Annotated in this window: 31 protein-coding genes; 20 read left to right on the plus strand and 11 right to left on the minus strand. The window is 38.3% G+C overall.

The features are described from left to right. Positions 1 to 309: 309 nt before the first annotated feature. On the minus strand, positions 310 to 477 hold the full coding sequence (locus CEF22_RS10085; protein ID WP_157843213.1) for a YozQ family protein: 168 nt from the start codon (positions 475 to 477) through the stop codon (positions 310 to 312). A gap of 134 nt (positions 478 to 611) precedes the next feature. Between CEF22_RS10085 and CEF22_RS10090 the strand changes: the two genes are divergently transcribed. The 11 genes from CEF22_RS10090 (at position 612) to CEF22_RS10140 (ending at position 7,977) form a co-directional block, all read left to right on the plus strand. Next, on the plus strand, positions 612 to 1,034 hold the full coding sequence (locus CEF22_RS10090) for a DUF2935 domain-containing protein (RefSeq protein ID WP_100402760.1): 423 nt from the start codon (positions 612 to 614) through the stop codon (positions 1,032 to 1,034). Positions 1,035 to 1,152: 118 nt separating this feature from the next. Beyond that, positions 1,153 to 1,737: a CGNR zinc finger domain-containing protein gene (locus CEF22_RS10095; protein ID WP_100402761.1), complete on the plus strand. Its 585-nt coding sequence runs from the start codon at positions 1,153 to 1,155 to the stop codon at positions 1,735 to 1,737. 119 nt (positions 1,738 to 1,856) lie between these two features. Beyond that, the gene (locus CEF22_RS10100; protein WP_100402762.1) at positions 1,857 to 2,411 is read left to right on the plus strand and encodes an HPP family protein; all 555 of its coding nucleotides are present in this window, start codon (positions 1,857 to 1,859) and stop codon (positions 2,409 to 2,411) included. 88 nt (positions 2,412 to 2,499) lie between these two features. After that, positions 2,500 to 3,090 carry a TetR/AcrR family transcriptional regulator gene (locus CEF22_RS10105; RefSeq protein WP_100402763.1) on the plus strand — a complete coding sequence of 197 codons (591 nt, stop codon included), beginning with the start codon at positions 2,500 to 2,502 and terminating at the stop codon, positions 3,088 to 3,090. 13 nt (positions 3,091 to 3,103) lie between these two features. After that, positions 3,104 to 3,526: a DUF3995 domain-containing protein gene (locus tag CEF22_RS10110; protein ID WP_100403974.1), complete on the plus strand. Its 423-nt coding sequence runs from the start codon at positions 3,104 to 3,106 to the stop codon at positions 3,524 to 3,526. 219 nt (positions 3,527 to 3,745) lie between these two features. Continuing rightward, the gene (locus CEF22_RS10115) at positions 3,746 to 4,321 is read left to right on the plus strand and encodes a TetR/AcrR family transcriptional regulator (RefSeq protein ID WP_100402764.1); all 576 of its coding nucleotides are present in this window, start codon (positions 3,746 to 3,748) and stop codon (positions 4,319 to 4,321) included. Between the two features lie 51 nt (positions 4,322 to 4,372). Beyond that, complete coding sequence (locus CEF22_RS10120) at positions 4,373 to 5,308, plus strand: SDR family NAD(P)-dependent oxidoreductase (RefSeq protein ID WP_100402765.1); 936 nt, start codon at positions 4,373 to 4,375, stop codon at positions 5,306 to 5,308. A 152-nt stretch (positions 5,309 to 5,460) separates the two neighbouring features. After that, positions 5,461 to 6,021, plus strand: a complete 561-nt coding sequence (locus CEF22_RS10125) for a GrpB family protein (RefSeq protein ID WP_100403975.1) — start codon at positions 5,461 to 5,463, stop codon at positions 6,019 to 6,021. Between the two features lie 719 nt (positions 6,022 to 6,740). Continuing rightward, entirely contained in the window at positions 6,741 to 6,992 is a 252-nt protein-coding gene (locus CEF22_RS10130) for a hypothetical protein (RefSeq protein ID WP_100402766.1), read from the plus strand. Between the two features lie 108 nt (positions 6,993 to 7,100). Continuing rightward, positions 7,101 to 7,607, plus strand: coding sequence for a GrpB family protein (locus CEF22_RS10135; RefSeq protein WP_100402767.1), 507 nt, complete (start codon positions 7,101 to 7,103; stop codon positions 7,605 to 7,607). Positions 7,608 to 7,701: 94 nt separating this feature from the next. Then, positions 7,702 to 7,977, plus strand: coding sequence for a hypothetical protein (locus CEF22_RS10140; protein ID WP_100402768.1), 276 nt, complete (start codon positions 7,702 to 7,704; stop codon positions 7,975 to 7,977). Positions 7,978 to 8,158: 181 nt separating this feature from the next. Here CEF22_RS10140 and CEF22_RS10145 read toward each other — a convergent pair whose 3' ends face one another. The 5 genes from CEF22_RS10145 to CEF22_RS18520 all read right to left on the minus strand — a co-directional run bounded on the left by CEF22_RS10145 (position 8,159) and on the right by CEF22_RS18520 (position 11,365). Then, entirely contained in the window at positions 8,159 to 8,584 is a 426-nt protein-coding gene (locus CEF22_RS10145; RefSeq protein WP_100402769.1) for an ArsI/CadI family heavy metal resistance metalloenzyme, read from the minus strand. 62 nt (positions 8,585 to 8,646) lie between these two features. Next, positions 8,647 to 8,955 carry an arsenical resistance operon transcriptional regulator ArsR gene (gene arsR, locus CEF22_RS10150; RefSeq protein WP_100402770.1) on the minus strand — a complete coding sequence of 103 codons (309 nt, stop codon included), beginning with the start codon at positions 8,953 to 8,955 and terminating at the stop codon, positions 8,647 to 8,649. 305 nt (positions 8,956 to 9,260) lie between these two features. Continuing rightward, entirely contained in the window at positions 9,261 to 10,889 is a 1,629-nt protein-coding gene (locus tag CEF22_RS10155; protein WP_100402771.1) for an ABC-F family ATP-binding cassette domain-containing protein, read from the minus strand. 121 nt (positions 10,890 to 11,010) lie between these two features. Beyond that, positions 11,011 to 11,172: a hypothetical protein gene (locus CEF22_RS18515; RefSeq protein ID WP_157843214.1), complete on the minus strand. Its 162-nt coding sequence runs from the start codon at positions 11,170 to 11,172 to the stop codon at positions 11,011 to 11,013. A gap of 16 nt (positions 11,173 to 11,188) precedes the next feature. Further along, positions 11,189 to 11,365, minus strand: coding sequence for a hypothetical protein (locus CEF22_RS18520; protein WP_157843215.1), 177 nt, complete (start codon positions 11,363 to 11,365; stop codon positions 11,189 to 11,191). A gap of 233 nt (positions 11,366 to 11,598) precedes the next feature. Between CEF22_RS18520 and CEF22_RS10160 the strand changes: the two genes are divergently transcribed. From CEF22_RS10160 to CEF22_RS10195, 8 genes are read left to right on the plus strand one after another with little or no spacing between them, the layout of a single operon-like run. After that, positions 11,599 to 12,306: a phosphoadenylyl-sulfate reductase gene (locus tag CEF22_RS10160; RefSeq protein ID WP_100402772.1), complete on the plus strand. Its 708-nt coding sequence runs from the start codon at positions 11,599 to 11,601 to the stop codon at positions 12,304 to 12,306. A 59-nt stretch (positions 12,307 to 12,365) separates the two neighbouring features. Beyond that, on the plus strand, positions 12,366 to 13,514 hold the full coding sequence (gene sat, locus CEF22_RS10165; protein ID WP_100402773.1) for a sulfate adenylyltransferase: 1,149 nt from the start codon (positions 12,366 to 12,368) through the stop codon (positions 13,512 to 13,514). Between the two features lie 12 nt (positions 13,515 to 13,526). After that, the gene (gene cysC, locus CEF22_RS10170; protein ID WP_100402774.1) at positions 13,527 to 14,141 is read left to right on the plus strand and encodes an adenylyl-sulfate kinase; all 615 of its coding nucleotides are present in this window, start codon (positions 13,527 to 13,529) and stop codon (positions 14,139 to 14,141) included. Further along, complete coding sequence (locus tag CEF22_RS10175) at positions 14,131 to 15,753, plus strand: nitrite/sulfite reductase (RefSeq protein WP_100402775.1); 1,623 nt, start codon at positions 14,131 to 14,133, stop codon at positions 15,751 to 15,753. The genes cysC and CEF22_RS10175 overlap by 11 nt, the downstream gene beginning before the upstream one ends. Before the next feature lie 15 nt (positions 15,754 to 15,768). Further along, entirely contained in the window at positions 15,769 to 15,978 is a 210-nt protein-coding gene (locus tag CEF22_RS10180) for a DUF3906 family protein (RefSeq protein ID WP_095479101.1), read from the plus strand. A gap of 16 nt (positions 15,979 to 15,994) precedes the next feature. After that, positions 15,995 to 16,771, plus strand: coding sequence for a uroporphyrinogen-III C-methyltransferase (cobA, locus tag CEF22_RS10185; RefSeq protein WP_100402776.1), 777 nt, complete (start codon positions 15,995 to 15,997; stop codon positions 16,769 to 16,771). Further along, entirely contained in the window at positions 16,768 to 17,517 is a 750-nt protein-coding gene (locus CEF22_RS10190) for a sirohydrochlorin chelatase (RefSeq protein WP_100402777.1), read from the plus strand. The genes cobA and CEF22_RS10190 overlap by 4 nt, the downstream gene beginning before the upstream one ends. A gap of 27 nt (positions 17,518 to 17,544) precedes the next feature. Continuing rightward, positions 17,545 to 18,441: a sulfite exporter TauE/SafE family protein gene (locus tag CEF22_RS10195; protein ID WP_100402778.1), complete on the plus strand. Its 897-nt coding sequence runs from the start codon at positions 17,545 to 17,547 to the stop codon at positions 18,439 to 18,441. Positions 18,442 to 18,464: 23 nt separating this feature from the next. Here CEF22_RS10195 and CEF22_RS10200 read toward each other — a convergent pair whose 3' ends face one another. The 5 genes from CEF22_RS10200 to CEF22_RS10220 all read right to left on the minus strand — a co-directional run bounded on the left by CEF22_RS10200 (position 18,465) and on the right by CEF22_RS10220 (position 22,985). Further along, positions 18,465 to 20,087 (minus strand): DUF2339 domain-containing protein, encoded by a 1,623-nt coding sequence (locus CEF22_RS10200; RefSeq protein ID WP_100402779.1) that lies wholly within the window; start codon positions 20,085 to 20,087, stop codon positions 18,465 to 18,467. Positions 20,088 to 20,641: 554 nt separating this feature from the next. Next, entirely contained in the window at positions 20,642 to 21,013 is a 372-nt protein-coding gene (locus tag CEF22_RS10205) for an rRNA methyltransferase (RefSeq protein ID WP_100402780.1), read from the minus strand. A gap of 24 nt (positions 21,014 to 21,037) precedes the next feature. Then, the gene (locus CEF22_RS10210) at positions 21,038 to 21,817 is read right to left on the minus strand and encodes an LAGLIDADG family homing endonuclease (protein WP_157843216.1); all 780 of its coding nucleotides are present in this window, start codon (positions 21,815 to 21,817) and stop codon (positions 21,038 to 21,040) included. 265 nt (positions 21,818 to 22,082) lie between these two features. Further along, on the minus strand, positions 22,083 to 22,571 hold the full coding sequence (locus tag CEF22_RS10215; RefSeq protein WP_100402782.1) for an AraC family transcriptional regulator: 489 nt from the start codon (positions 22,569 to 22,571) through the stop codon (positions 22,083 to 22,085). Between the two features lie 42 nt (positions 22,572 to 22,613). Continuing rightward, positions 22,614 to 22,985, minus strand: a complete 372-nt coding sequence (locus CEF22_RS10220) for a helix-turn-helix transcriptional regulator (RefSeq protein WP_232726100.1) — start codon at positions 22,983 to 22,985, stop codon at positions 22,614 to 22,616. Positions 22,986 to 23,175: 190 nt separating this feature from the next. On the opposite strand from CEF22_RS10220, the gene CEF22_RS10225 reads away from it, so the two are divergent. Next, positions 23,176 to 23,529 (plus strand): YxeA family protein, encoded by a 354-nt coding sequence (locus CEF22_RS10225; RefSeq protein ID WP_157843217.1) that lies wholly within the window; start codon positions 23,176 to 23,178, stop codon positions 23,527 to 23,529. The last annotated feature ends 45 nt before the right edge of the window (positions 23,530 to 23,574 follow it).

Below are 23,574 nucleotides of genomic sequence, written 5' to 3' on the forward strand. Positions count from 1 at the left end.
CAGGAATCCAAGTTTCAATGTCTAGGATTGCTTGGCTTTGAGAGGGATCATACGGTTTAAATGTGGGAGAAAACGTTCGCTTAGAAACGGAAGTTTCTTCTTTTACCTCTAGAGGAAGGCTCATTTGCGTGCTATAATGGGCAGTAGTAATCTTTGGATTGCTCATAAAAAATCGCTCCTTTTTGAGATGTTGTGTGGTAACTTCATTTTACTATAAAGGGCGATTTTTTTGTGCGATTTTTTCCATAAATGAAGAAGGGCTGTCACAGAAAGTCAGTTTTCACTGACTTTCTGGACAGCCTCATCAGTTCAGCGTTCTTGCCTCTGATCAATCGTTCCCTCATTATACACATCGTTTATTTGCTCCTGAGTGATACTCATCCCATTATCTGTGCTGTCTGCTTTCTGTACAGCTTGAATTGCTTCTTCTTCATTCATCAGTCTAGATCCCATGCCTTGCTCTTTTTTCTGCTTCATCAGTATCATTCTCCTTTTCAACAGCATTCTCTGTTAGTCTGACCGCCTTTGCATAAAGTATGCGGATAAGGTATTCATACTTCTTTACTCGCAGTCATAGCATGTACTAAACAAGCGATGAAAGGGTGAATTTTGTGCAATTTTATTACGGACCGCAAATGCCGCTGCGCATATTAGACGAGGCTGAATTTTGGAAGCATCAAGAAGAAGAACATACCGTCGTCATTCGAGAACTATTGCCGGACTTAGAGAAAGAATACGTAGAAGCCTTAAAAAAATGGGAAGCCTCCTTATCAAAAACGCACCAAAAGGTCGTCGGAGTCATCGAAGCCATCAACCGCTCAACTAGCTATATTCCAGCGATACTTTATCAAGAAGTATTAAAGCTAACTGAATTTTGCCTAAAGCAAAGCGAACAATTCATTGAATTATGCCGACAAATTAAAGAGAACAGTGCCGCTGTTCAAAAAAATCCCGTAGCAAAAACAGTCATCAATCATATCATCCGCGAATCTGAATACTTCATTGGTATTGCGAAAGCGTTACTTTCTGTATAAAACGAGACCTGTGTCTGGGTCTCGTTTTTGCATGTTCAAAGCATTCAAAACGAGAAATTATTGAAAGGTACGGAAACAAGGTATAATAATGATAAATCTAAAATAGGAGCTATGCGTAATGACAGAGACGAAAAAATTCCCACTAATATCAGGGCATCTTTCTATAGATTTAGTCAACACAGAGCTAGTAAGACGCGGACAGCGACATGATTTGTTGCTGACAGGGAAAGATGTACTCGATTGGCTACATGTCGTAAAAGAGGAAAACCTCTTTTGGAATGATCAGCTATTTTTAAAAATAGAAGAGCGGATCGAACAAGTAGTATCTCGTATTCTAGATATTCGTGCTGTTTTAAGGCATCAATATGAATTAATAGCCGATGGACAAGCCATTCCAAATGAGTTTATTGTTTTTTTAGAAGAAACGATCGAAAAAGCCCCTTTCACTTATCAATTATGGAATCAACAATTGGTGCCTATTCCTGTTGGTGAGATAGAAAATGTCCTTCTATCATTGATTGCCTTTGATGCGTTATCTTTAATAGCGGAGAACAAACTAACCTCTCTTAAACGATGCTCCAACCAAGATTGTGTGCTGTTATTTATGGATAAGAGCGGAAGACGTAAATGGTGTTCAATGAAAATATGCGGAAATAGACAAAAGGTTGCTCGATTTCAACATCGGCAACCTGATGATGAATGAAGAACTAGCTTTTAAGCTAGTTCTTTTTTTACGAACCCACAAAATAACCTTTAAAAATATAATTGACAGGTTAGTTTGTTGCGTGTAAAGTAAATAGTAATTAAAAAGGAGGAGAAATAATGGATCGTACAACTATAGCAAACAAAGAAGGGCTACCTTCATTTCGTGTACGTTATTTATCTAAAATGAGAGGGAAGGGGAGAAGTCCACTACAAGTTCATGGAAAAGATGTAGCAACCGGACTGATTGGCGGATTTCTCACTATTTTCACTTTAATTGTGTTAACAAATATGACTTCAACCGGATGGTTAATGGCGCCATTTGGAGCAAGCTGCGTACTGGCATTCGGCGTTTGGAACGCGCCATTATCACAACCGCGTAATATTATTGGCGGCCATTTCATCGCAACCTTTATTGGTTTAGCTACCTATCATGTGTTGGGAGATGAACCTTGGGCAATCGGTTTATCTGTAGGCTTAGCCATTGCGATGATGATGCTAACGAAAACAACGCATCCACCAGCTGGAGCTAACCCACTTGTTGTCATGCTAGGTGAACACCAATGGAGTTACTTAATTACCCCTGTACTAATTGGCTCAATTGTGATCGTTCTCTTCGCATTAATTATCAATAATTTACGTAGCAATCGAGAATATCCAAGTTTTTGGGTGTAAACACTTCAATTGACAGAAAAGAAAATATACTTTAAAATGACCTTAGTCGAAATATGACCAAGGTTATTTTTAGTTAGGAGTCGATCGTATGCTGAGAGAAAGTCGAAAAAAAGAACTAAAAGAACAAATTTTTCTGCGAGCCGTCCAACTATTTAAAGAAAAAGGCTATGAAAATGTAACCGTTCAAGAAATTGCTTCTGCATGTGGCATTGCTAAAGGAACATTTTTTAATTATTTTGCAAAGAAAGAACAGATTTTATTGTATTTAGGGGATTCACAAATCGAATTATTACAGGAAAGCATGGAAAAGCACCAACATCTTCAACATCCTAAAGAGAAAATTCAATGTATTTTAAGCGATTTATTGTTCAGATATATCGAACAAGGGGAGCTGATGAAACATGTATTAGTGGAAATCGTAAAATCAGCTTATGTGGTTGAGAACGAATCAAAAAGTATCCGTCAGCTACAAGAAACAATCGCCTCCATCATTGATCATGCAAAACAAAATGGACAACTAGAAAGTAAATGGGATACGGATATCATTGCTTCTACCATCATGGGCACCTATTTCCACACAATGATGTCATCGTCGTTATTACAACCTCAAACATCCGATATTAGAGAGCTATTTCAGCAACATTTGGATGTCTTATGGGAAGGAATTAATCAAGAATAGGAGAGAAAACATGATGATGACAATCACTTTATTAGCTGCATGTATATTGTTTGCTGTTAGCTTGCTTCACGTTTTTTGGGCATTTGGTGGAAAGTGGGGAACAGCCGCTGTTCTCCCAGAACAAGAGGGGGAACGAACCTTTTCTCCGAATGTCATCGTTACTCTTGTTGTTGCCTTTTTGTTAAGTGCGGCAGCATTTATTCTCCTTATGCAAGCTAATCACATTCACTTATCTGAAACATATTTGATCGTTCGAGTAGGCGCTTGGGTTTGTGCGATTGTTTTTGCTCTTAGAGTCGTTGGTGATTTTGATTATTTTGGAATCAGTAAGAAAAAGAGAAAAACAAAATTTTCGATGATGGATACGTATTTTTATATCCCGCTTTGTGCCTTTTTATCTTTAGCTTTTATCGTAGCGATTATATATGGAGGATAGATTATGCGGATCAATTAATCCGCATCGGAAAGCAAAGTAACGGTTTTCGATTGTTAACAGATATCGGTATCGTGCCACTTCTTAATCATCAAATACTCCAAGCGCATGAGTTGTATCAGTTTCAAGGGCAGTAACAAGGCTAGTTTCTGATTGACGAGCGTGAAATAATTATATATACTTTTATTAACCAGTGGTCAATAAAAAGAAGGAGATATGTAGATGACACCAAGAAAAGCCGTAGAGAATGAATTAACACGCGAAATGATTATGGAAGCCGCTAGAGATTTATTTGTAGAGAATGGCTACCAACATACTTCGATGCGACAAATCGCGAAAAAGCTAAATTACAGTCACGGAGCAATTTATTATCACTTTAAAAATAAAGCAGAATTATTCTTTGCCTTAGTGAAAGCTAATTTTTCTAAACTAAATGAAATGCTTGAAGAGGTGATCGCTTCTCCGCTTTCTTCAGAGGAAAAGCTAGAAAAAGTACTACTTAGCTTTATCGAGTATGGTATGAACAATCAGAGTGACTATGAAATCATGTTTTTGATCAAGGATGAAGAATTAAAAAGCTACACAGAAAATGCGCCAGATGTCAGCTATGAACGATTTGCGACTGTAATCATGAAACTCTCTCCTGGACAAATTACTTTGAAAGAAACTTGGCTACTGTTTCTTAGCCTTCATGGATTTGTGACGATGTATTGCCGCAGCGGCCAAAAGATGGCAGATGTCCGAGACCTAGCAGAAGCTCATGTGCAATTTTTATTAAAAGGAATCCAATCAAACTAATTTTTTTATCCTTTTATTGAACAGTGGTTAATTAATTCGGAGGTGGAGAGTATGAAAAAAACATTAGTAGTAGGTGCAACAGGTGGAATGGGGTATGCGATTGTAAAAGAGCTTAGTAGAAGAGGAATTGAAACGATTGCCTTTGCTAGAACGAAACCCAAACTGGATCAATTATTCGGGGCATTACCAAACGTTCAAATCATAGCAGGTGACGTTTTTCACCTGGAGGATTTGAAAAAAGCGGCCAACGGAGTAGACATCATTTATCATGCGATCAATATTCCTTATGAGTTATGGGAAGAAAAGCTCGTGATGCTGAATAAAAATATTATAGAGGCAGCGAAAGCGAATCATTGCAAGCTAGCTGTAGTTGACAATATTTACGCCTACGGACGAAATCCCGGGCATAAAATTACTGAGATGACTCCAAAACATCCACATACGAAAAAAGGAAAAATTCGTCTTCAACTCGAAGAATTATACGCTCATTCGGGAGTGCCGACTGTCCAAGCTCATTTCCCTGATTTTTATGGTCCAAATGCAACGAGTACAGTCATGCATACAACGCTTCAAAATATTATTAAAGGAAAAAAAGCGATGTATGTAGGAGACATTCGCAAACAACGTGAATTTATTTATACGCCAGATGGCGCGAAAGCATTAATCGAATTGTCTACTCTTGACCATGCTTATCATAAACACTGGAACATTCCAGGGACCGGAACACTCAGCGGCCAACAATTAAAACAGATACTCGAACAAATCACGGATCGCCCGCATGCTTTTTCCCAAGTGAATAAAGGAATGATCCGCTTCCTATCTTTATTTAGCCGCAATATGCGAGAAGTGGTCGAAATGATGTATTTATATGAAGATCCTGTTATTTTATCTGGGGAAACGTACGAAAAAGAAATCGGTCCCTTGCCACAAACTCCTTATGAGGAAGGCTTAGCCGAAACCATTCAATTTATGATGAAAGAATCCTGAGCATATAAAGTGTTCAGGGTTTATCCCTAATTTGGTAATTTATGTTATGATATGAGTAATCTAATTATTCGAAGAAAGGGATCGACCGATGAATAAATTAATTTCCTATCTCTTTAAAGAAGAGATTTCGGTTTTTCTTGTGGATTAAGAATATGGACCAACCAGTTGTTATTGAGGAATATACACCAGATTGGGCATTACAATTTAAAAAGGAGCAAAGGCTTCTAAAAAGTATAATAGGTGATAAAGCTATTGCCATTGAACACATTGGAAGTACATCCGTTGAAGGGCTAGGAGCTAAACCGATATTGGATATTATGATTGGAGTTCGTGATCTAAAAGAAGTAGATGAATTCATTAAGCCGTTGGAAGAGATTAGATATGAATATGTATTCCATAAAGAGTTTCCAAATAGAAGGTTTTTTAGAAAAGGATTATGGAGAGCAGGAACACATCATTTACACGTTTATAAATACGAAAGCGAAGAGTGGAATAATAACATCTTATTTCGAGATTATCTAAGAACCCAACCTGAGATACTTCATCAGTATTATAAACTAAAAAAAGAATTAGCCGAAAAGTATCATTCTGACAAAGTTGCATATACAAAGGCAAAAGCGCCATTCATAACAAATATTATCCAAAAAGCCAGAAGTGAAACCAACATGACTAATTGTCTTTATAAATTACATAAAGACCAACCTATTGATTGATCCAAACTCTATTTAAAAAACTTTATAATCATGAAACTGGTGGGCAGAACGTAGTGAAGAAAATATTTGAAGGATGTTAGGTTCAAATGTTGCTCCCAGTCCTTTTTAGCCTGAACCGATCAGATATCAAAAAGGCTTTTGGTTTATTTTGGTATATGTGTATTGTTGCCCTGTATAAGAACAAGGAAGAGAAGGGCGGGGTTTCAGAGAAATGCAGATTTACAAGGTTAAGGAAATTACGATATTAGAAAGTTCAATTCCAAAGATAAAGTGTTACTTATTTTTGTCTCTACGTTGTTGACTATCTTTAATTGTCTTTGCCATAGCCAAGAAAATGATTATAACTAATGCTACTGAGAAATAAATTACAGAATACAAAGAAATCCCCCTTTTTTGGTTCCTCTATTCTACCTTTAACTTAATAACAATTATTTCAAATCTTCTTCATTTGCGCAATAAATTACCCCATTAAAGAGTCCGGTTGTGAGGATATGAAAAAATTATCTGAAAAGGTGGTATTTTGGCTTACTCCCTCCGTTACGTCATATGCTAATCTAAAATCATGATATAATAAAGTATTCAAATGAAAAATTGAAGGCAGGAGCGAATGAAGGTGGGGCGTCTTTGATCTTTGAACCATACAGTTACTTTTACCACGCAACAAATACTTGATCTGCAAGGAAATCATTATTACCAAGCGAAAAAGTGGAGGTGATTTCGTGTTAAAAGAATTCAATCGTGACATGATTCAAAAAGAAACGACCATTCTAACCAGTTTAATTGCCCGCGAATTAGTAGCTATTTTCGGAAAAAGTCAAAAAGAAGCGAATGAACTCATTGTCAAATATGATGTAAAGGACACACTCCTGCAGCATCCGGTTCTTTTGCATGATTCTCCAAACAATTGGGCATTAACATTGTTAACGAAAGACAATGACCTTGAAGCCATTGAAGATTATTATATGAATTAAATTTCCAAGCCTTTTTAGCATGAACCTGTCAGATGCCAAAAAGGCTTTTTGTTTATTTTAACAGATGAGTATTATTGTCCTGTATATTATGCAGAATGGGGAGATTAAATGTTAGGGTTACCTCGTGGAAAAGTTTTTTTAGTACCTTGGACCGAGGAATGGGAAAAGGAATTTATAAATGAGCAGCAATTAATTGAGGCTCAGATTGGAAAATATATTATAGCAATACATCATATTGGAAGTACATCCGTTCCATATTTAAGAGCCAAACCTATTATCGATATCGCTATTGAATTAAATCATTTTGATGATGGTTTGAAATGTATTGTAGGGTTAGAACAAATAAACTATGAGTATAGAGAGGGAGTACTCCCCGAAAGATATTACTTTAATAAAGGTGAACCGAGAACACATCAAATTCATATGTATGAAAAGGGAAATAAATATTTAATTGAGCAATTGAATTTTCGAGATTACTTACAGACTAATAATACAGCTCGAACTGAGTATGAACAGTTAAAGATTCAGTTAGTTAACGCAAATTCGAATAATAAACATAAGTATGCAGCTGATAAAACAAATTTTGTAAGGGATATTCTAGCTAAAATTAAGTGATAAGCGGTTCTATACAATATTCAAATTTTATTTGGCCCTTTCCTCCACCTTCTGTTACACTGTTTAAAAAACGGAAACTCAAAAGGAGGGACCCATGCTTCACGCAATTCAACCATACATTGTCACTAGTCGAAAAATCGAATGGGAGCAGCAAAAGATTTCACAAACAGAAGAATATCTCCATTTATATCAAGATAAAGTGACCTGTGCTTCCTATGAGTTCACGATTACAGAAGTTCACGATATGTCGTATCGCTTGCTGTCTGCTAATTACGGATTTTTCTATTTGCATACGATTCGCGGGGTGTTTTCTTATATCATTACTACAAGCCCAAGCCATTTTATTGATGCTTATAAACAGATAAAATAAAATCGTTAGAAAAGTTGTCTGATTGGCTATTCAAAACAGGTGATAAAAGCAGGTACTATATTGCAAAAAATAGTATTATTTATGAAAACTAAACCCACGCATTTTGATCAATCTTTTTCAAAATGCGTGGGTTCTTCTATATTACACAGTCAGCGTTTATAATGTACTTTTTGATCACACTTTATTTCAAAACTACACTCGAAGTCGTACAACATTGTGTATCTTCAATTTTACGGACATCACTATCTGCCTTTGTATAAAAGAACTCCCACTCGTTACCATCTGGATCTGTTACCCAAAACTTATCTTGTACTGCATAACAACAAGTTGTATTCATCTCATCACGGGCAAAAAAACCTTCTTTTTCTAATCTTTCTTTATGAATTGTAATTTCCTCAGCTGTCTCCACTTGAAAACCAAAATGGTTTATCTGGTTTCCCTTAACTTCATCTCTCACGTTGAGCGTGAAGTTAAGTCCTGGAACTTCTAATAAGAATTTTGCATAATCGACTTTCATTTTAACTGGTGATACACCAAACATTTTTGCATAAAACTCAACTGATTTCTCTAAATTCGTAACATTGATTCCTACATGTACATATTTCATAACTAATTCCTCCTTACCGGTTTTATTAAATCAAAAAGAATTGATATAAATAATACAAAAAACTAGCAACAATTACCTTTTTCAGTTTTTCTAAAAATACAACACAACTCTTCTGAAAGTAAACTGTCTACCTCTTCATCATTTAAATCATAATAACTCCATGTTCCTTTTGTTTCTTTTATAATCAATCCTGCATCTAATAAAATCTTTAAATGATAAGATAGCTTGGATTGAGGTATTTCGAATATCTCTGTTAAATCACATACACATGTTTTTCTTCGTTGGCAAAGTTCATACATAATCTCTAAACGTCTTTGATCAGCTAAAGCCTTAAATTTTTTCTCATATTGCTGGAACTGTTGCGATTGCATTTTTATAATATGCTTCCTTTCATCAACTTTTTTTGATATTAATAATAGTATATACGAAATGACTTTTATAACGCAACTTATAAATCAATTTTTTTTGATTTAATGAAATTAAAGATATAAATTCTCAACTTCCTTAGTTTTTTAAAAAAATAACTCTTAGGCTTAAACACGCATGAGGCTGTCCGAAAAAGGAAGATTCAGCCTCAAAAATGAAGAAGCTAAAACCCAAGAATGCTGCTAAATCAACATTCTTGGGTTTTTAATTTGGGTGTATATCAGTCGAAATTGGACTTTAATGAGCGTTTTTATTTCGCTACTTGATACATTTCCTTCACTTGCTTTTGCAGCTCCGTATCTTCTAAATATTCATCATACGTCATTTCTTTATCAACTAAACCGCTTGGTGTAATGTCCATGATGCGGTTAGCGATCGTTTGAATGAACTGATGGTCATGAGAAGCAAAGATCATCGACCCTTTGAAATTGTCTAATCCATTATTGACAGCTGTAATCGATTCAAGGTCTAAGTGGTTCGTCGGCTCATCCATAAGAAGAACGTTCGCTCCTGATAACATCATTTTCGAAAGCATACAGCGAACTTTTTCGCCTCCAGATAAGACGTTTGCTTTTTTCAGTGCTTCTTCACCAGAGAAGAGCATACGTCCTAAAAATCCACGAAGGAAGCTTTCACTTTCATCTTCAGGTGAATATTGACGCAACCATTCAACAAGGTTTAATTCAGAGCCTTCAAAGTATTCGCTGTTGTCTTTCGGGAAATAAGACTGACTTGTTGTTACGCCCCATTTATACGTGCCGCTATCTGGTTCCATTTCGCCAGCTAAAATTTTAAACAATGTTGCTTTCGCTAATTCGTTCGTCCCAACAAGCGCGATTTTATCATCTTTGTTCATAATAAAGCTAACGTCATCCAAAACTTTCACGCCATCGATCGTTTTCGTTAAGCCGTCCACGCGTAGAAGATCGTTTCCGATTTCACGTTCCGGTTTAAAGTGCACGTATGGATATTTACGAGAAGAAGGTTTAATATCATCGAGCGTAATTTTTTCCAATGACTTTTTACGAGAAGTCGCTTGCTTTGATTTCGATGCATTCGCACTAAAGCGAGCAACGAAGGCTTGCAACTCTTTAATTTTTTCTTCTTTTTTCTTGTTCGCATCCTGCGCCATTTTTAGCGCTAATTGGCTAGACTCATACCAGAAGTCGTAGTTACCAACATAAATTTGGATCTTTCCAAAGTCAAGGTCAGCAATATGCGTACATACTTTATTTAAGAAGTGACGGTCATGGGAAACAACGATAACCGTGTTCTCAAAGTTGATCAAAAACTCTTCTAACCATTGAATCGCTTGAATGTCCAAGTGGTTGGTCGGCTCATCGAGAAGTAATACATCCGGCTTACCGAATAGAGCTTGAGCAAGCAATACTTTCACTTTTTCAGAACCGGTTAACTCAGCCATTTTCTTTGTATGAAGGTCTTCTGATACACCAAGACCTTTTAAAAGAATCGCGGCTTCTGATTCCGCTTCCCAACCGTTTAATTCCGCAAATTCACCTTCAAGTTCAGCAGCTCTCATGCCATCTTCATCAGAGAAATCCTCTTTCATATAGATCGCATCTTTTTCTTGCATCACTTCATATAGGCGAGCGTGACCCATGATGACCGTTTTTAACACTTCATGCTCTTCATACTCGAAGTGGTTCTGCTTTAACACGGCCATACGAGCACCTGGTGTCATAGAGACATGACCGGTTTGCGCTTCAAGATCTCCTGATAAAATTTTCAAGAACGTAGATTTCCCCGCGCCATTTGCTCCGATTAATCCGTAGCAATTACCTGGTGTAAATTTAATATTAATGTCTTCAAATAGCTTTTTATCGCCGAAACGTAAGCTAACGTCTTGTACTGTAATCAATGTGCACAGTCCTCCATATATACATAATCGCCTTTGATTATACCATTTCACAACGACAAAAGGGAGAGACAACCGCGAACTTCATAAAAAAAGAACCAATGACGTGAGGCGTCTGGTTCATTTATGTTCGAGAAATAGTCGGGCAATCTTTTATATGTTTAATGTGAGTCAATTCCACTTGGTGAGGAGGAGCGATTTGTTGAATATCACAATAGCCAGCCTGATCGATACGAATAATTTGATATTCTTTGTCATTGTATAAAATAACATCCTGTTCCTTCACTGTAAACGACCTCTCTTTATTTAAAAATCAATTCTTCTCCCATCTCCCAGCCGATCCGGAATTCTTGTAGCCGATAACTAAACTGACTTCCGGTTCCATTGCAATGCTTGCACACTTTTTTCATGTGAATGCCTCGAATAAGAGGAACTCGTCCTACACCATGACAATCTTCACAAATACGTCTATAGGCCATTCGATTCCTCCTTTGCTTCTTTTTAGACACACTTTATTTTATTATACCCATAAACAAGCAAATTCAATCGTAAATGAGTAAAAAATTAATATAATTCGGTCTTTTTCTCACATATAGGAGAAAAATTGCATATATTTTAACTATTCCTATCTGAAAAATATGATTGACTTCAAAGAATTTTCTGATAAAATATAAAACATTATTAATTCCTATAAGGAAAGTAGGTTTTAAATATGATAACGTATGAACAATGGGAACGCCATCCATTGCCAGACATTCTATCGACGAGCGAGACGAAAGGAGCAAAAGAAATATTGCAATGGGCATACGACCATTATGGCGATCAACTTATGTATGCTTGTAGCTTTGGGATCGAAGGGATTGTTCTTATCGATTTGATTGCAAGCATTCGTCCTGATGCTTCGATTGTGTTTCTCGATACTAGTTATCATTTTCAAGAAACGTATGACATCATTGACAAAGTAAAAAAACGATATCCAGCGCTTCACATTCATTTGCAGCAGCCTGCACTCACAATCGAGGAGCAAACAGAAACATACGGAGAGGACTTGTGGAAACACGATCCGAATATGTGCTGCAAACTAAGAAAGATGATCCCGTTAAAAGAAGCTCTTGAACCGGCAACTGCGTGGATTTCAGGCTTGCGTCGAGAACAATCTGAAACGAGAAAGCATACAAATTATATCAACCAAGATCATAAATTTAAAAAGATCAAAATTTGTCCATTAATTCATTGGACGTGGAAAGAAGTGTGGCGTTACGTTACGAAGCAGCAACTTGACTATCACACACTTCACGATCAAGGCTATCCAAGTATCGGCTGTGAACCTTGTACAAAACCAGCGATTTCGATCGAGGATGTACGTTCAGGAAGATGGTCTGGTTCTGGAAAGACCGAATGCGGCCTACATGGTGATTAATTTTTTTATCGCTAAAACCAAGTAATTATATATGAATAATAAACTAGGAGGTTTTCATGATGTCTACAATTTTGCCACATGGTGGTACACTCATTAACTTATATCAACCTGATTTCGATCTCACGACGATTCAAAAACAACTTTCGATCGACTTAACCGCTTTAAGTGATTTAGAGCTCATTGCTACTGGGGCGTATAGTCCGCTCACCGGCTTCCTGACTCAAAGGGATTATGACAACGTTGTCGCTCATATGCGACTCGCAAATGAAACAGTTTGGAGTTTGCCGATCACGCTTCCGCTACACGAAGAAGAGGCCGTTCATTATTCTATCGGTGAGACGGTTGTATTAACGTATAACAATGTCGCTTATGGCATCTTAACGATTGAAGATATATACCGACCAGATCAGCAAAAAGAAGCGCAAGTAGTATATAAAACAACGGATGCCGCTCATCCAGGAGTACAGAAGTTATTGCAACGAGGTTCGGTCTATTTAGGCGGACCGATTCAACTCATTCGCCGGATTGAACGCACTCAATTTGCTGACTTTTATTTTGATCCAACAGAAACGAGACAATTATTTCAAGAAAAAGGCTGGAAGAAGATCGTTGGCTTCCAAACAAGAAACCCTGTACATCGTGCGCACGAGTACATACAGAAAACAGCCTTAGAAATCGTCGATGGCCTATTGTTGAATCCGCTTGTCGGAGAAACAAAAGCCGATGATATCCCAGCGGATGTTCGAATGGAAAGCTATGAAGTGTTGTTGAAAGATTATTATCCAGCCGACCGTGTGCAGCTTGCTGTCTTTCCAGCAGCGATGCGCTATGCCGGGCCGAGAGAAGCGATCTTCCATGCGATTGTCCGTAAAAACTATGGATGCACTCACTTTATTGTCGGCCGCGATCATGCAGGGGTTGGCAATTATTATGGCACGTATGATGCCCAAAAAATATTTGACCAATTTACTGAAGAAGAAATCGGGATCACCTTACTTTTCTTTGAACATAGCTTCTACTGCACAAAATGCGAAGCAATGGCTTCATCGAAAACGTGCCCACATGACAAGGAGCATCATGTCATTCTTTCAGGAACAAAGGTACGGGAAATGCTGCGAGCAGGAGAAGTTCCGCCTTCCACCTTTAGCCGCAAAGAAGTGATCGAAGTGTTAATTCGTGGATTAAAAGAAAAAGAAACGGTTCAATAGGGGGGAATTCACATGGGAAATATCGTCTGGCATGATCAATCATTAACAAAAGAACAACGGCGGCACAAAAATAACCATCATAGCGCCGTCTTTTGGTTCACCGGCCTTTCCGGTTCTGGAAAGTCGACCATCGCTAATGCGGCGGCACAAAAACTATACGAGTTAGGCGTTCAAACGTATGTCCTAGATGGCGATAACATTCGCCACGGTTTAAATCAAGACCTTGGTTTTTCCGATCAAGATCGCAAAGAGAACATTCGCCGTATTGGGGAAGTGGCGAAACTGTTTGTCGATAGCGGCCAACTGGTCTTTACAGCCTTTATTTCTCCTTTTCAAGAAGATCGAGACATCGTTCGCACACTCTTGCAGCCAGATGAATTTGTGGAAGTGTTCGTCAACTGCCCGATCGATGAGTGTGAAGAGCGTGACCCGAAAGGACTATATAAAAAAGCTCGGAGCGGTGATATCCCACAATTCACTGGCATATCTTCCCCTTATGAGGCACCGAAAACACCTGAACTTATGTTGCAAACGGATCAAAATACCGTCGATGAATGTGTCGAACAGTTATTGGCATTTATTAAAAGGAAAAACTGGCTGAAGGAGGGGAATGAGAATGGCATATGAAAAAAGCTGGGCCGATAACCCAAAATTAAGTAAACAAGAACAAAAGAAATTAGTGACGGATGGGCTTGATATTTTCAATGACATCCCTTACTATGCAGCGAATGGCTTTGCTTCGATCCCAAAGGAAGAATGGGACGGATTTAAATGGGCAGGTCTCTATTTGCAGCGACCGAAAGAAGACGGCTATTTTATGATGCGAGTGAAAGTTCCGACAGGCATTTTAACGAATGAACAGCTAATCACACTAGCGGAAATTTCAAGAGACTACGGCCGACACGTGTTTGATATTACGACGCGGCAAGCAGTTCAGTTTCATTGGTTAACGATTGAACAAATCCCTGACATTTTTGAACGATTAGAACGAGTTGGCCTATCGTCCACGAATGCTTGCGGCGATGTGCCAAGAAACGTCATCGGCAATGCACTTGCTGGCATTGATCCAGATGAAGTATACGATACTCGACCGCTCGTCAAAGAAATAGACGACTTTTTTACAAGCAATCGTGATTTTTCCAACTTGCCTCGTAAATTTAAAATGTCGGTGAACGCCAATATTTACAATGCTGGGAATGCTGAAATTAATGACGTTGCTTTCCTACCTGCTGAGAAAGAAATCGATGGGGAGAAAAAAATTGGCTTTCACTTAAAAGTAGGCGGTGGATTATCCTCTGCGCCAAAGTTGGCACAAAAATTAGATCTCTTCATTTTGCCAGAAGAAGTATTGAACGTCACCATCGCCGTGGCGACGATTTTCCGCGACTTCGGCTATCGTGAAAAACGTCATCGCGCTCGTTTGAAATTTTTAGTAGAGGACTGGGGCGTAGAAAAGTTTAAAGAGAAGCTGCTTGAATACACGGGACCGCTACCAGAAACAGGAACCGATCTAACGAAGGGCTGGAATGCGGGCTACTTTTATGGCGTGAAACCACAAACACAGAAAGGGCTTCATTATATCGGCGTCAATGTGCCGGTCGGTCGGCTCCAAGCAGATGAAGTGCTTGATATTGCTCGCATTGCTAAACAATTCGGCAATGGCGAAATTCGCACGTGTGGCTCGCAAAACTTAATTATCCCAAATGTGAAAACAGAGTTTATCGAGGCGGTGTTAAACGAGCCGATTCTCAAGCGACTTCGCGTCGATGCACCGAAGTTTACTGCTTACTCGGTGTCCTGCACAGGCATCGAATATTGTAACCTTGCTTTGACGGAAACAAAGGAACGAATGAAGCGAATTGCTGAGTATCTTGATGAAGAAGTGGAAATCGACGTGCCGATTCGAATCCATATGGTTGGCTGCCCAAACTCCTGCGGCCAGCGGCAAATTGCCGATATCGGTTTACAAGGCGTGATGGTGCGGAATAAAGACAAAAAAATGGTGCAGGCCTTTGAGATCAATGTAGGTGGGACGCTGCTGAATGACGGGGTATTTAACCAAAAACTAAAAGGAAAAGTGACAGGTGACGACCTTCCGACCATTTTAAAGCAATTCCTTGAGTATTTTAAAGAAACGAAATTACCAGCGGAAACATTTTATGATTATATTAACCGAACTGGAACCGAGCATCTCCAACAGCAACTCGATCAATGGCTGTCCGCTCAATCCTCCGTATAGAAAGGTGGGACTCTTTTGTATTTATATCGATTTGAAGTGATAGATGTAGAAAAAATAACCCCTGTCATCGTCATAGCAAAAGATGACCAACAAGCGTTTGAGCAAGTGGATATCGAACTAGAGAAATATTTTTTAGCCTTGCCCGATTATGAAGAAATCGTATTATTTGAGAAGAAACGAATTGGAAATGGTAGCGGGTATGTACTGCCCGCTTTTTCTAAATAAATAGGAGGTGGAGAGAATGGGGAAGGTTTGGCTAGTAGGAGCGGGGCCAGGTGATCCAGATTTGATTACAGTGAAAGGCTTGCGAGCGCTTCAAGAAGCGGATGTCATTTTATACGATCGTCTCATCAATGAAGAGTTGTTGCAGGAGGCAAAAGAAGGAGCGGAATTGATTTTTTGTGGGAAACGACCGAATCATCATCACCTGCAGCAAGAAACAATTAATCACTTACTCGTCCTACATGCCAAGAAAGGAAAAAAAGTGACGCGTTTAAAAGGAGGCGACCCGTTTGTGTTTGGCCGAGGTGGGGAGGAGGCAGAATTTTTAGCGAAACATCATATTCCTTTTGAAGTCGTTCCTGGGATCACATCAGGCATCGCTGCTTCCGCTTACGCAGGAATCCCCGTCACTCATCGCGATCACAGTGCCTCCTTTGCGATCGTCACAGGCCACCGCCAAGAAGGAGAACAAGAAGAGCTCAAATGGTCGGCATTAGCGAAAGGCATTGATACGCTCGCGATTTATATGGGAGTCAAAAATTTACCGTACATTCAAGAGCAACTACTAGCTAATGGCAAATCAACCGACACACCTGCGGCACTGATTCATTGGGGAACGACTGCGATTCAGCGAACGGTAACTGGTACACTTGGAACGATCGATGAAGTGGCCAAACAAGCGGCGATGACGAATCCAAGCATGATTATTATTGGCGATGTTGTCAAACTACGAGAGAAAATTCAATGGTTTCAAGAGTTTGACCATACTTCCCGCTCTTTAGGTGCAGTCCAATGAAAGCCGTTCTCTATATTTGTCATGGAAGCCGAGTCAAAAAAGGAAGAGAGGAAGCACTTGCTTTTATTGAACAATCGAAGCCGTTGATCGATATGCCCATACAAGAAGCTTGCTTTTTAGAGCTAGCTGAGCCGACGATGGAACAAGGATTTGCTCGCTGTATCGCGCAAGGTGCAACAGAAATCATTGTTTTTCCTTTTTTGCTACTGGCAGCAGGACACGCAAAAAAAGATATTCCATTGGAGCTAAATAGAATTCAAGCTCAGTTTCCGCAAGTACGGATACATTACGCTGATCCGCTAGGTGTCCATGAAGCCATTGTTGATATTTTAATCGAGCGGATGAAGGAAAAGCAGTTGCCAATCGAATCCGATGCAACCGTGCTAATTGTCGGTCGTGGAAGTAGCGATCCACAAACAAAGGCGGATTTCACACGGGTTGTGCAATTGTTCCGCTCTAAAACCAAGTTAAACGATGTGAATATTTGCTATTTAGCAGCAGCAACACCCAAATTCTCAACGGAATTAAAGAGACTAGCTAATAAAAAGACGTCTCAATTATGGGTGCTTCCTTATTTATTATTCACCGGTATTTTAATGAAGTCGATGGAAAAAGAAATTCAATCGTTACGAACGACCGAGCATATTTATTTATGCAAGTATCTCGGTTATCATCCACGATTACGCGATATTATGGCGGTCTGCATTCAAGAAGCGGAGAGGAAAGAAGGATGGCGCCATGCTTGATATGATGAAAAATGGAGGGAAGCGGCAATGGAACGTTTTATCATTTTAATGCTCGTTGGCTTAGCGGCACAGCTTGTGGATGGGGCACTTGGCATGGGATATGGATTAACATCTACTACTTTATTATTGACGGCAGGCATCGCTCCAGCTGTTGCTTCTGCTTCTGTTCATATGGCGGAAGTAGTCACCACCGCAGCATCAGGTGCCTCCCACATCAAATTTGGAAACGTCGATCAACAGATGCTGAAACGATTGATTATCCCTGGTTCAATCGGCGCGTTTTCCGGTGCGACGTTTTTAAGTCATTTAACAGGAGACTATGTCCGATTATATGTATCGATTTTTTTAGTTGTGCTCGGTCTCTATATTTTATTTCGCTTTCTTTGGCTGAAAGATGCTAGAAAACAGGAACATAAGGCGCTCTCCAATCGTTTTTATGTACCACTCGGCTTTGTTGCTGGCTTCTTTGATGCAAGCGGTGGAGGAGGGTGGGGACCGATCGCGACACCTGCCTTACTTTCACAAAAAGGAATGGTCCCACGTAAAGTCATTGGTACGGTCAATACGAGTGAATTTGCAGTTGCCTTATCTGCCACGATCGGATTTATGATTTCTTTAGGTCCCTCTCAAATAAATTGGCTGTGGGTCGGAGCAATTATGGCTGGAGGAATCATTGCCGCTCCTATCGCTGCTTGGATCGTCAAAAGCCTGCCAACGAAAGTATTAGCGGTGATCGTGAGCGGTATGCTGATTTTTACAAACGTCAGAGCGATCTTCAGTTACATGACACTTCAAAGTCACACAATGACGATCATCTATATCATGATCGCCCTCATTTGGGGATACATTGCCCTGCTTACCGTTCAAAAGGAGGAGAAAACAAAACTGTCGGTTCAACAACTAAAGTCAAGAAAAACATCCTGACAGTGGAATCAGGATGTTTTCGTTTATTTCTTCTTATAAAATGTTCTTGAAACGACTAAACCGACAAAGCCTAGAGCAATAAAGAGACCAGCTCGAATCGCCAATGGAATATACGGCATATCGTAAAGAACCATTTTCAATAACGTTAAAATTAAAAGTGAAACCCCTATATATTTCGCATAATTGAATGTTTTCTTTAAACCAATGGCAATCGTCACAACGGCTAAGCCGATCCAAACGACATTGACCGCTAGTCGTTGCTTATTATCCGACCAACCTTCGACGACAGCCATCGTCAATTCCGTAGAGAATATAAGCACTAATATCGTCAACAAGACACTACCATATTTCAATGTTTGCTCTCTCATTGATGCGTGAAGCTGATACGTTATGCTCATTCCTAAAACAAAAGTCGTTAAGAAAATAAGCCAATTGACGGTTTCATTAGATAACGGAGTAGTGATAACCTCAGTCGCAATCAGCACTAAACCGGTAAAAACATAAACAAGGATCGCGATTCCTTTGCTTAAATCATTTCCATATTTTAAAGAGACATAATAAGCGGCAAGCCCTTCAATTAACAAGAAACTCATTTGCAGATCTTCATTGACCGCATGCAAAATTAAGAAAGTGAGCGCGATGATGACATTCGTTAAAAATATCGGGCGCTTCTTTACATCTTGCTGATACTTGATCAATAACAGAACATACATCACCGCAACCATCGCAAAAAATAACGAAATCCAGTGCTCAGAAAAAGTGGAATAGACCCAAGCCGATGTCACAAGCAAACTAGCAAACACCATACTTGCGTGCTGATCGATCTGCTTTTTTTCCTTTATATAAAAATATAGTAAACATCCATGTTGGATTAAAATAGGAAAGGCGACATAATACTCAGTCGCAAACTTATCTTCCACAAATATATAGCTAGAAATATAGAATACAAATAAAGCAAGATTTAATAAGATAGTGGAACCATAATAAATGACTTTAAACTGAAACTTCGCAGATAGAAACAAAAACAAGACATATAACAGCGTTTCATATCCTAAAAAGACGTACATATTTGGTGTTTCACTTTCAATTAAGAAAGGAACCAATACGCCACCAACCATACTAATAAAGCCCAGCACTTCTGATCGATGCTTTTTAGTCAGCCATAGACCGACTGCAATCCAAGACACATTCAACATAAAGGCAAGTGAAGGACCAACCATACTATATAACACATGCATGGCAAACGTCGTCAGCATCAGTAACGGTACAGCGCCGCCTAACAATACATATCCTAACTTTTCACGATTATTTTCCATCTGTTGCTGACCAATCAATAGTAAAAGGGAAGAGACGATAAAGCCTAACGTCACTTTCACCGTTTCATTCATTAATCCATAGTCGGAAGCGGCTTTGAATCCCCATAAAACTCCGATAATAAACACAAAAATAAACACGCGCGGCAGCCATATTTGAAATAAGAATTTTTCCCAATCGACCGAATCAACCTCTTTATTTTGATGGGTAGCTGATGGTGGGGAAGTAGTGACCACTTTTTTATTTGTTGTTGTTTTTGTTTCGATCGGGAGCGGCTGCTTCACAGGATCATTGTTCTCTAGCACTTCAATTCGAGCTTGCATCTCTTTCATTTGCGATTCTAACTGAAGAACCTTTTCCTCTAAAGGATGCTTAGATGACTTCAGACAGAACACCTCCTAAATACTAACTAAAATTTCCACTAATACTCATTATAAGGGAATACAGGTAATGAAATATAGTTTTTTTCAAAAAACATTAGAATGGGTTCAGCAAACATAATAAGGTAGTTTAGAATTTTTATTCATATAAAATAATATTATTCCAAAAAACACGGGGTTTATAGAATGATATACGGATAAACATGCAAATATTAGTCAGGGTTTTAAATTTAGCATTTCCATTATGAACATCTTAATAAATTCATACACAACAAATAATATGCTGGAATTTTGTGTGAACACGCTGAGATCATTTAATAATGAGCTGGTCATGGAGCTCGTAAAATCATTGATTCAAATGAACCAGTACTTAAAATTTTTATCCCGTCTCATTATTAGTAGTATTCTTCTGAAATGAGACGGAATAAAAATATTTTAATTAACTTCTCATAATGTATATTATGTCGGGGGCGTTGTTTTTAAAAACAAGATAGAGTATTCAGCCTCTACTCTATCCGATGTCTATAACTTTTATTTTTAATCGACTTTAAATCAATAAATTGAACACTGTATTCAATGACATCATTAATAAATAAACCATGCTCCTTCGCAAATTCTTTCACATCATCTAGCAACTCTTCATCGTACGTTGTTTTATATTGAACCCGATCTTTCGGTCTCGTTTTTTTATCAAAGGTAATCACACCTTCAGCCAACACATTTTCTAATCCGCTCTCTAACAAATAATTCACATGCGTATCATGCTCATCAGCTAATTCACTGAGCCGCTCCAATAACGACTGGCTAATATTCGTCCGAAACTTGATTCTTGACGGGTCCGTCGTGTGTACGGATCTATCATTGTATAATTTCCACATATAAAAAACCGCTCCTTGCTCTTGTTATTCGTTTTTAAACGCATGCTGTATCATGCGTTCTCGTTTATATATGACATAATGATCACCAGCATTAGCATATATGATTTCTGCTAGTTTAGGAAGTTCATATTTCCCTTTTATCCAAACCCGATATATAGTTTTTTCAGTTTGACTAATTGTTAAAGTAGTTTCGGTATTCAAATTCCATTTCTTAAATACATCACCAAGCCCTTCAGCAAAATGTTTACTTCCGGTTGTTATATTCATAACATATCCAGTTTTTTGTACCCAACCATCTCCATCAACAACTCCTCTCATAAAGGACGGTAAAAATTCATTTGGCACATTAGGAAATGGAATGGTTAATGATTTATTTGGGGTAATACCCAATTTTTTTAGATCTTGTTTTATTTCTTTGGAATTAATAATCAACGTTGGAGTAGATCTTGTTGGAGCCGCTGGTGCTAATACGTAGTCTGCTTCCATGCACGTTGCAACTAAACGAAGAATTCTTTCATCTTTTTGGGTAAGTGAAATGCTGTGAGTGTTACTATGAATTGTTCCATCTGTCACAAACAACCCCAATACCCATGCCATTTCTTGAGTCCACATTTTAAAGAAGTCTTCATTGACCTTATGCTTACGAGGCTGCCCAGAGGATTTTACTTTGACTCCATGTTTATGCAACACATTACGAATCGCTCGATCAGAAAGACCGACGATAGGCAGCATCTCCTTATAAGATACCCCCTCCTTGTACAGCTTAATAATCATTTCATCTGTTATTCCCGGATTTCTTGGCATACAACTTCCCTCCAAATAATAACATGATTCATCCATTCTGCTTTATTATACCCTGAAAAGAACATTTGTTCTGTATTGAAATAAGATATATTTGGAAAACATTCACTCGATGTCATCAATAGACAAAAAAGCTGACCTAAAGTTGTGTTTTAACACTCTTTTAGGTCAGCCGCTTTTCATTATTCTACTCCTAAAACCTTAAACATATTAAAAAGTTCTCTACAACCTTTAATTAACAACAAAAGGATACCAAAAAATTATATTTTTACTCAATCGGAATATAAATATCTGTCTTGCTCTTGGCTTTGAAGTTTTTTGGCGGCTCAGTAACGTATAATTCAAATGGGAATGAATCTCTCGGTGTGTATTCATCTTTACTCAGTAACCAATCAGAATAAGCATATGTCCAAGCTTCTTCATACTCACCTAGCGTTAGATCATAATGTAGTACTGCGTATTTTCCGCCAAAAGTCATCGTACCGATTTGTCCTTCTTCTTCAATTGCAGTATCTGATGGAACCGTCATTGCTACGCTAGTTCGTAAATTTTCTGAATCAGTTACGAAAGGATTGTCATGGTATATAGTCATTACCTTTGTGACATTATCTTTGATAAGGTCATATTTTTTTGCGAAGTTGAATAGTTCATTGAACATCTTACGACTATTTTTTCTATACTCGACATAATTTCCTTTGAAGCGTACATAGATTACTTTCATTTCAATATTTTCTACTGTGATCGTTGGTTTTTCCATTAATATCATCTCCCTTAACTTAAGTATAGGGGAGATGATCTGCTATTTCTTGTCGTTTCTTGCTTTCCTGTATTCTAATGGAGACATTCCTAAATACTTCTTAAAAGCTTTGTTAAAGGTGCTCGCATCATTGTAGCCATATTGGAGGGCAATATCTGTGATGCTCAAATCATTGCGGACTGCGAGGAATATCCCTGCTCGCTCCACCTTTATTCTAGTAACAAACTGTTTCACCGTTTCGTCACTGTATTTACTAAACATACGATGGAAATGATATTTAGACATATTTGCATGATTTGCTAAGTCATCTAGTGAGATTTTTTCGCTCAGATGGCTTTCAATATAATCTTCGGTTTTGTTCACCAATCGAATGTATTCATCCATGTCTTCACGCCAATCAAGTCTTTTATTCATTATAACAAACACTATGAGATTACAGGAAATGAACCGCTCCCACTATAATTACTGTTATTAGTTTTAAAAAGACGTAAACGTGACAACATCGTCACATCCTTTTATCTATTTGTCATCTTAATCGAAGGATTCCATCGTCTCCTCCCTATAAAATAAGCATTAGAAAAGCAATATGAGGAGGAACAAAACCATGAAAGTATTTAAGGTTTTAATGGGAAGTCTAATAGTTGCAGCGATCATTATGATTTCGTTAACATTTTTCGTGAAGAATGAGTTGGCGGATATGTTAAACCCTTTAGTTCCTCAAAAGGATGTTTTCGTTAAAGTTGAGGGATCGGGAGAAGAGGTTGATGCGAGTACATTTGAATATACTTTGAAAGGGATTGATGAAGATGGCGAAGAAACGAAAGTCACGTTTACAGCTAGTAAACAATTGCGTGAGGGCGCCTATTTAAAAGTTAATACAAAAAGAACTTATGTAAAAGCTTGGGAAGAGATTCAATATAACGATCTGCCTGCCGATGTTCAAAGTAAGATCAATTAAAAACGGAGGTTTACGTAAAAAAGCGACCTCTCCAACAAAATGAGA

The organism is Bacillus sp. FJAT-42315 (genome assembly GCF_002797375.1).
Lineage (GTDB): Bacteria > Bacillota > Bacilli > Bacillales > Domibacillaceae > Bacillus_CE.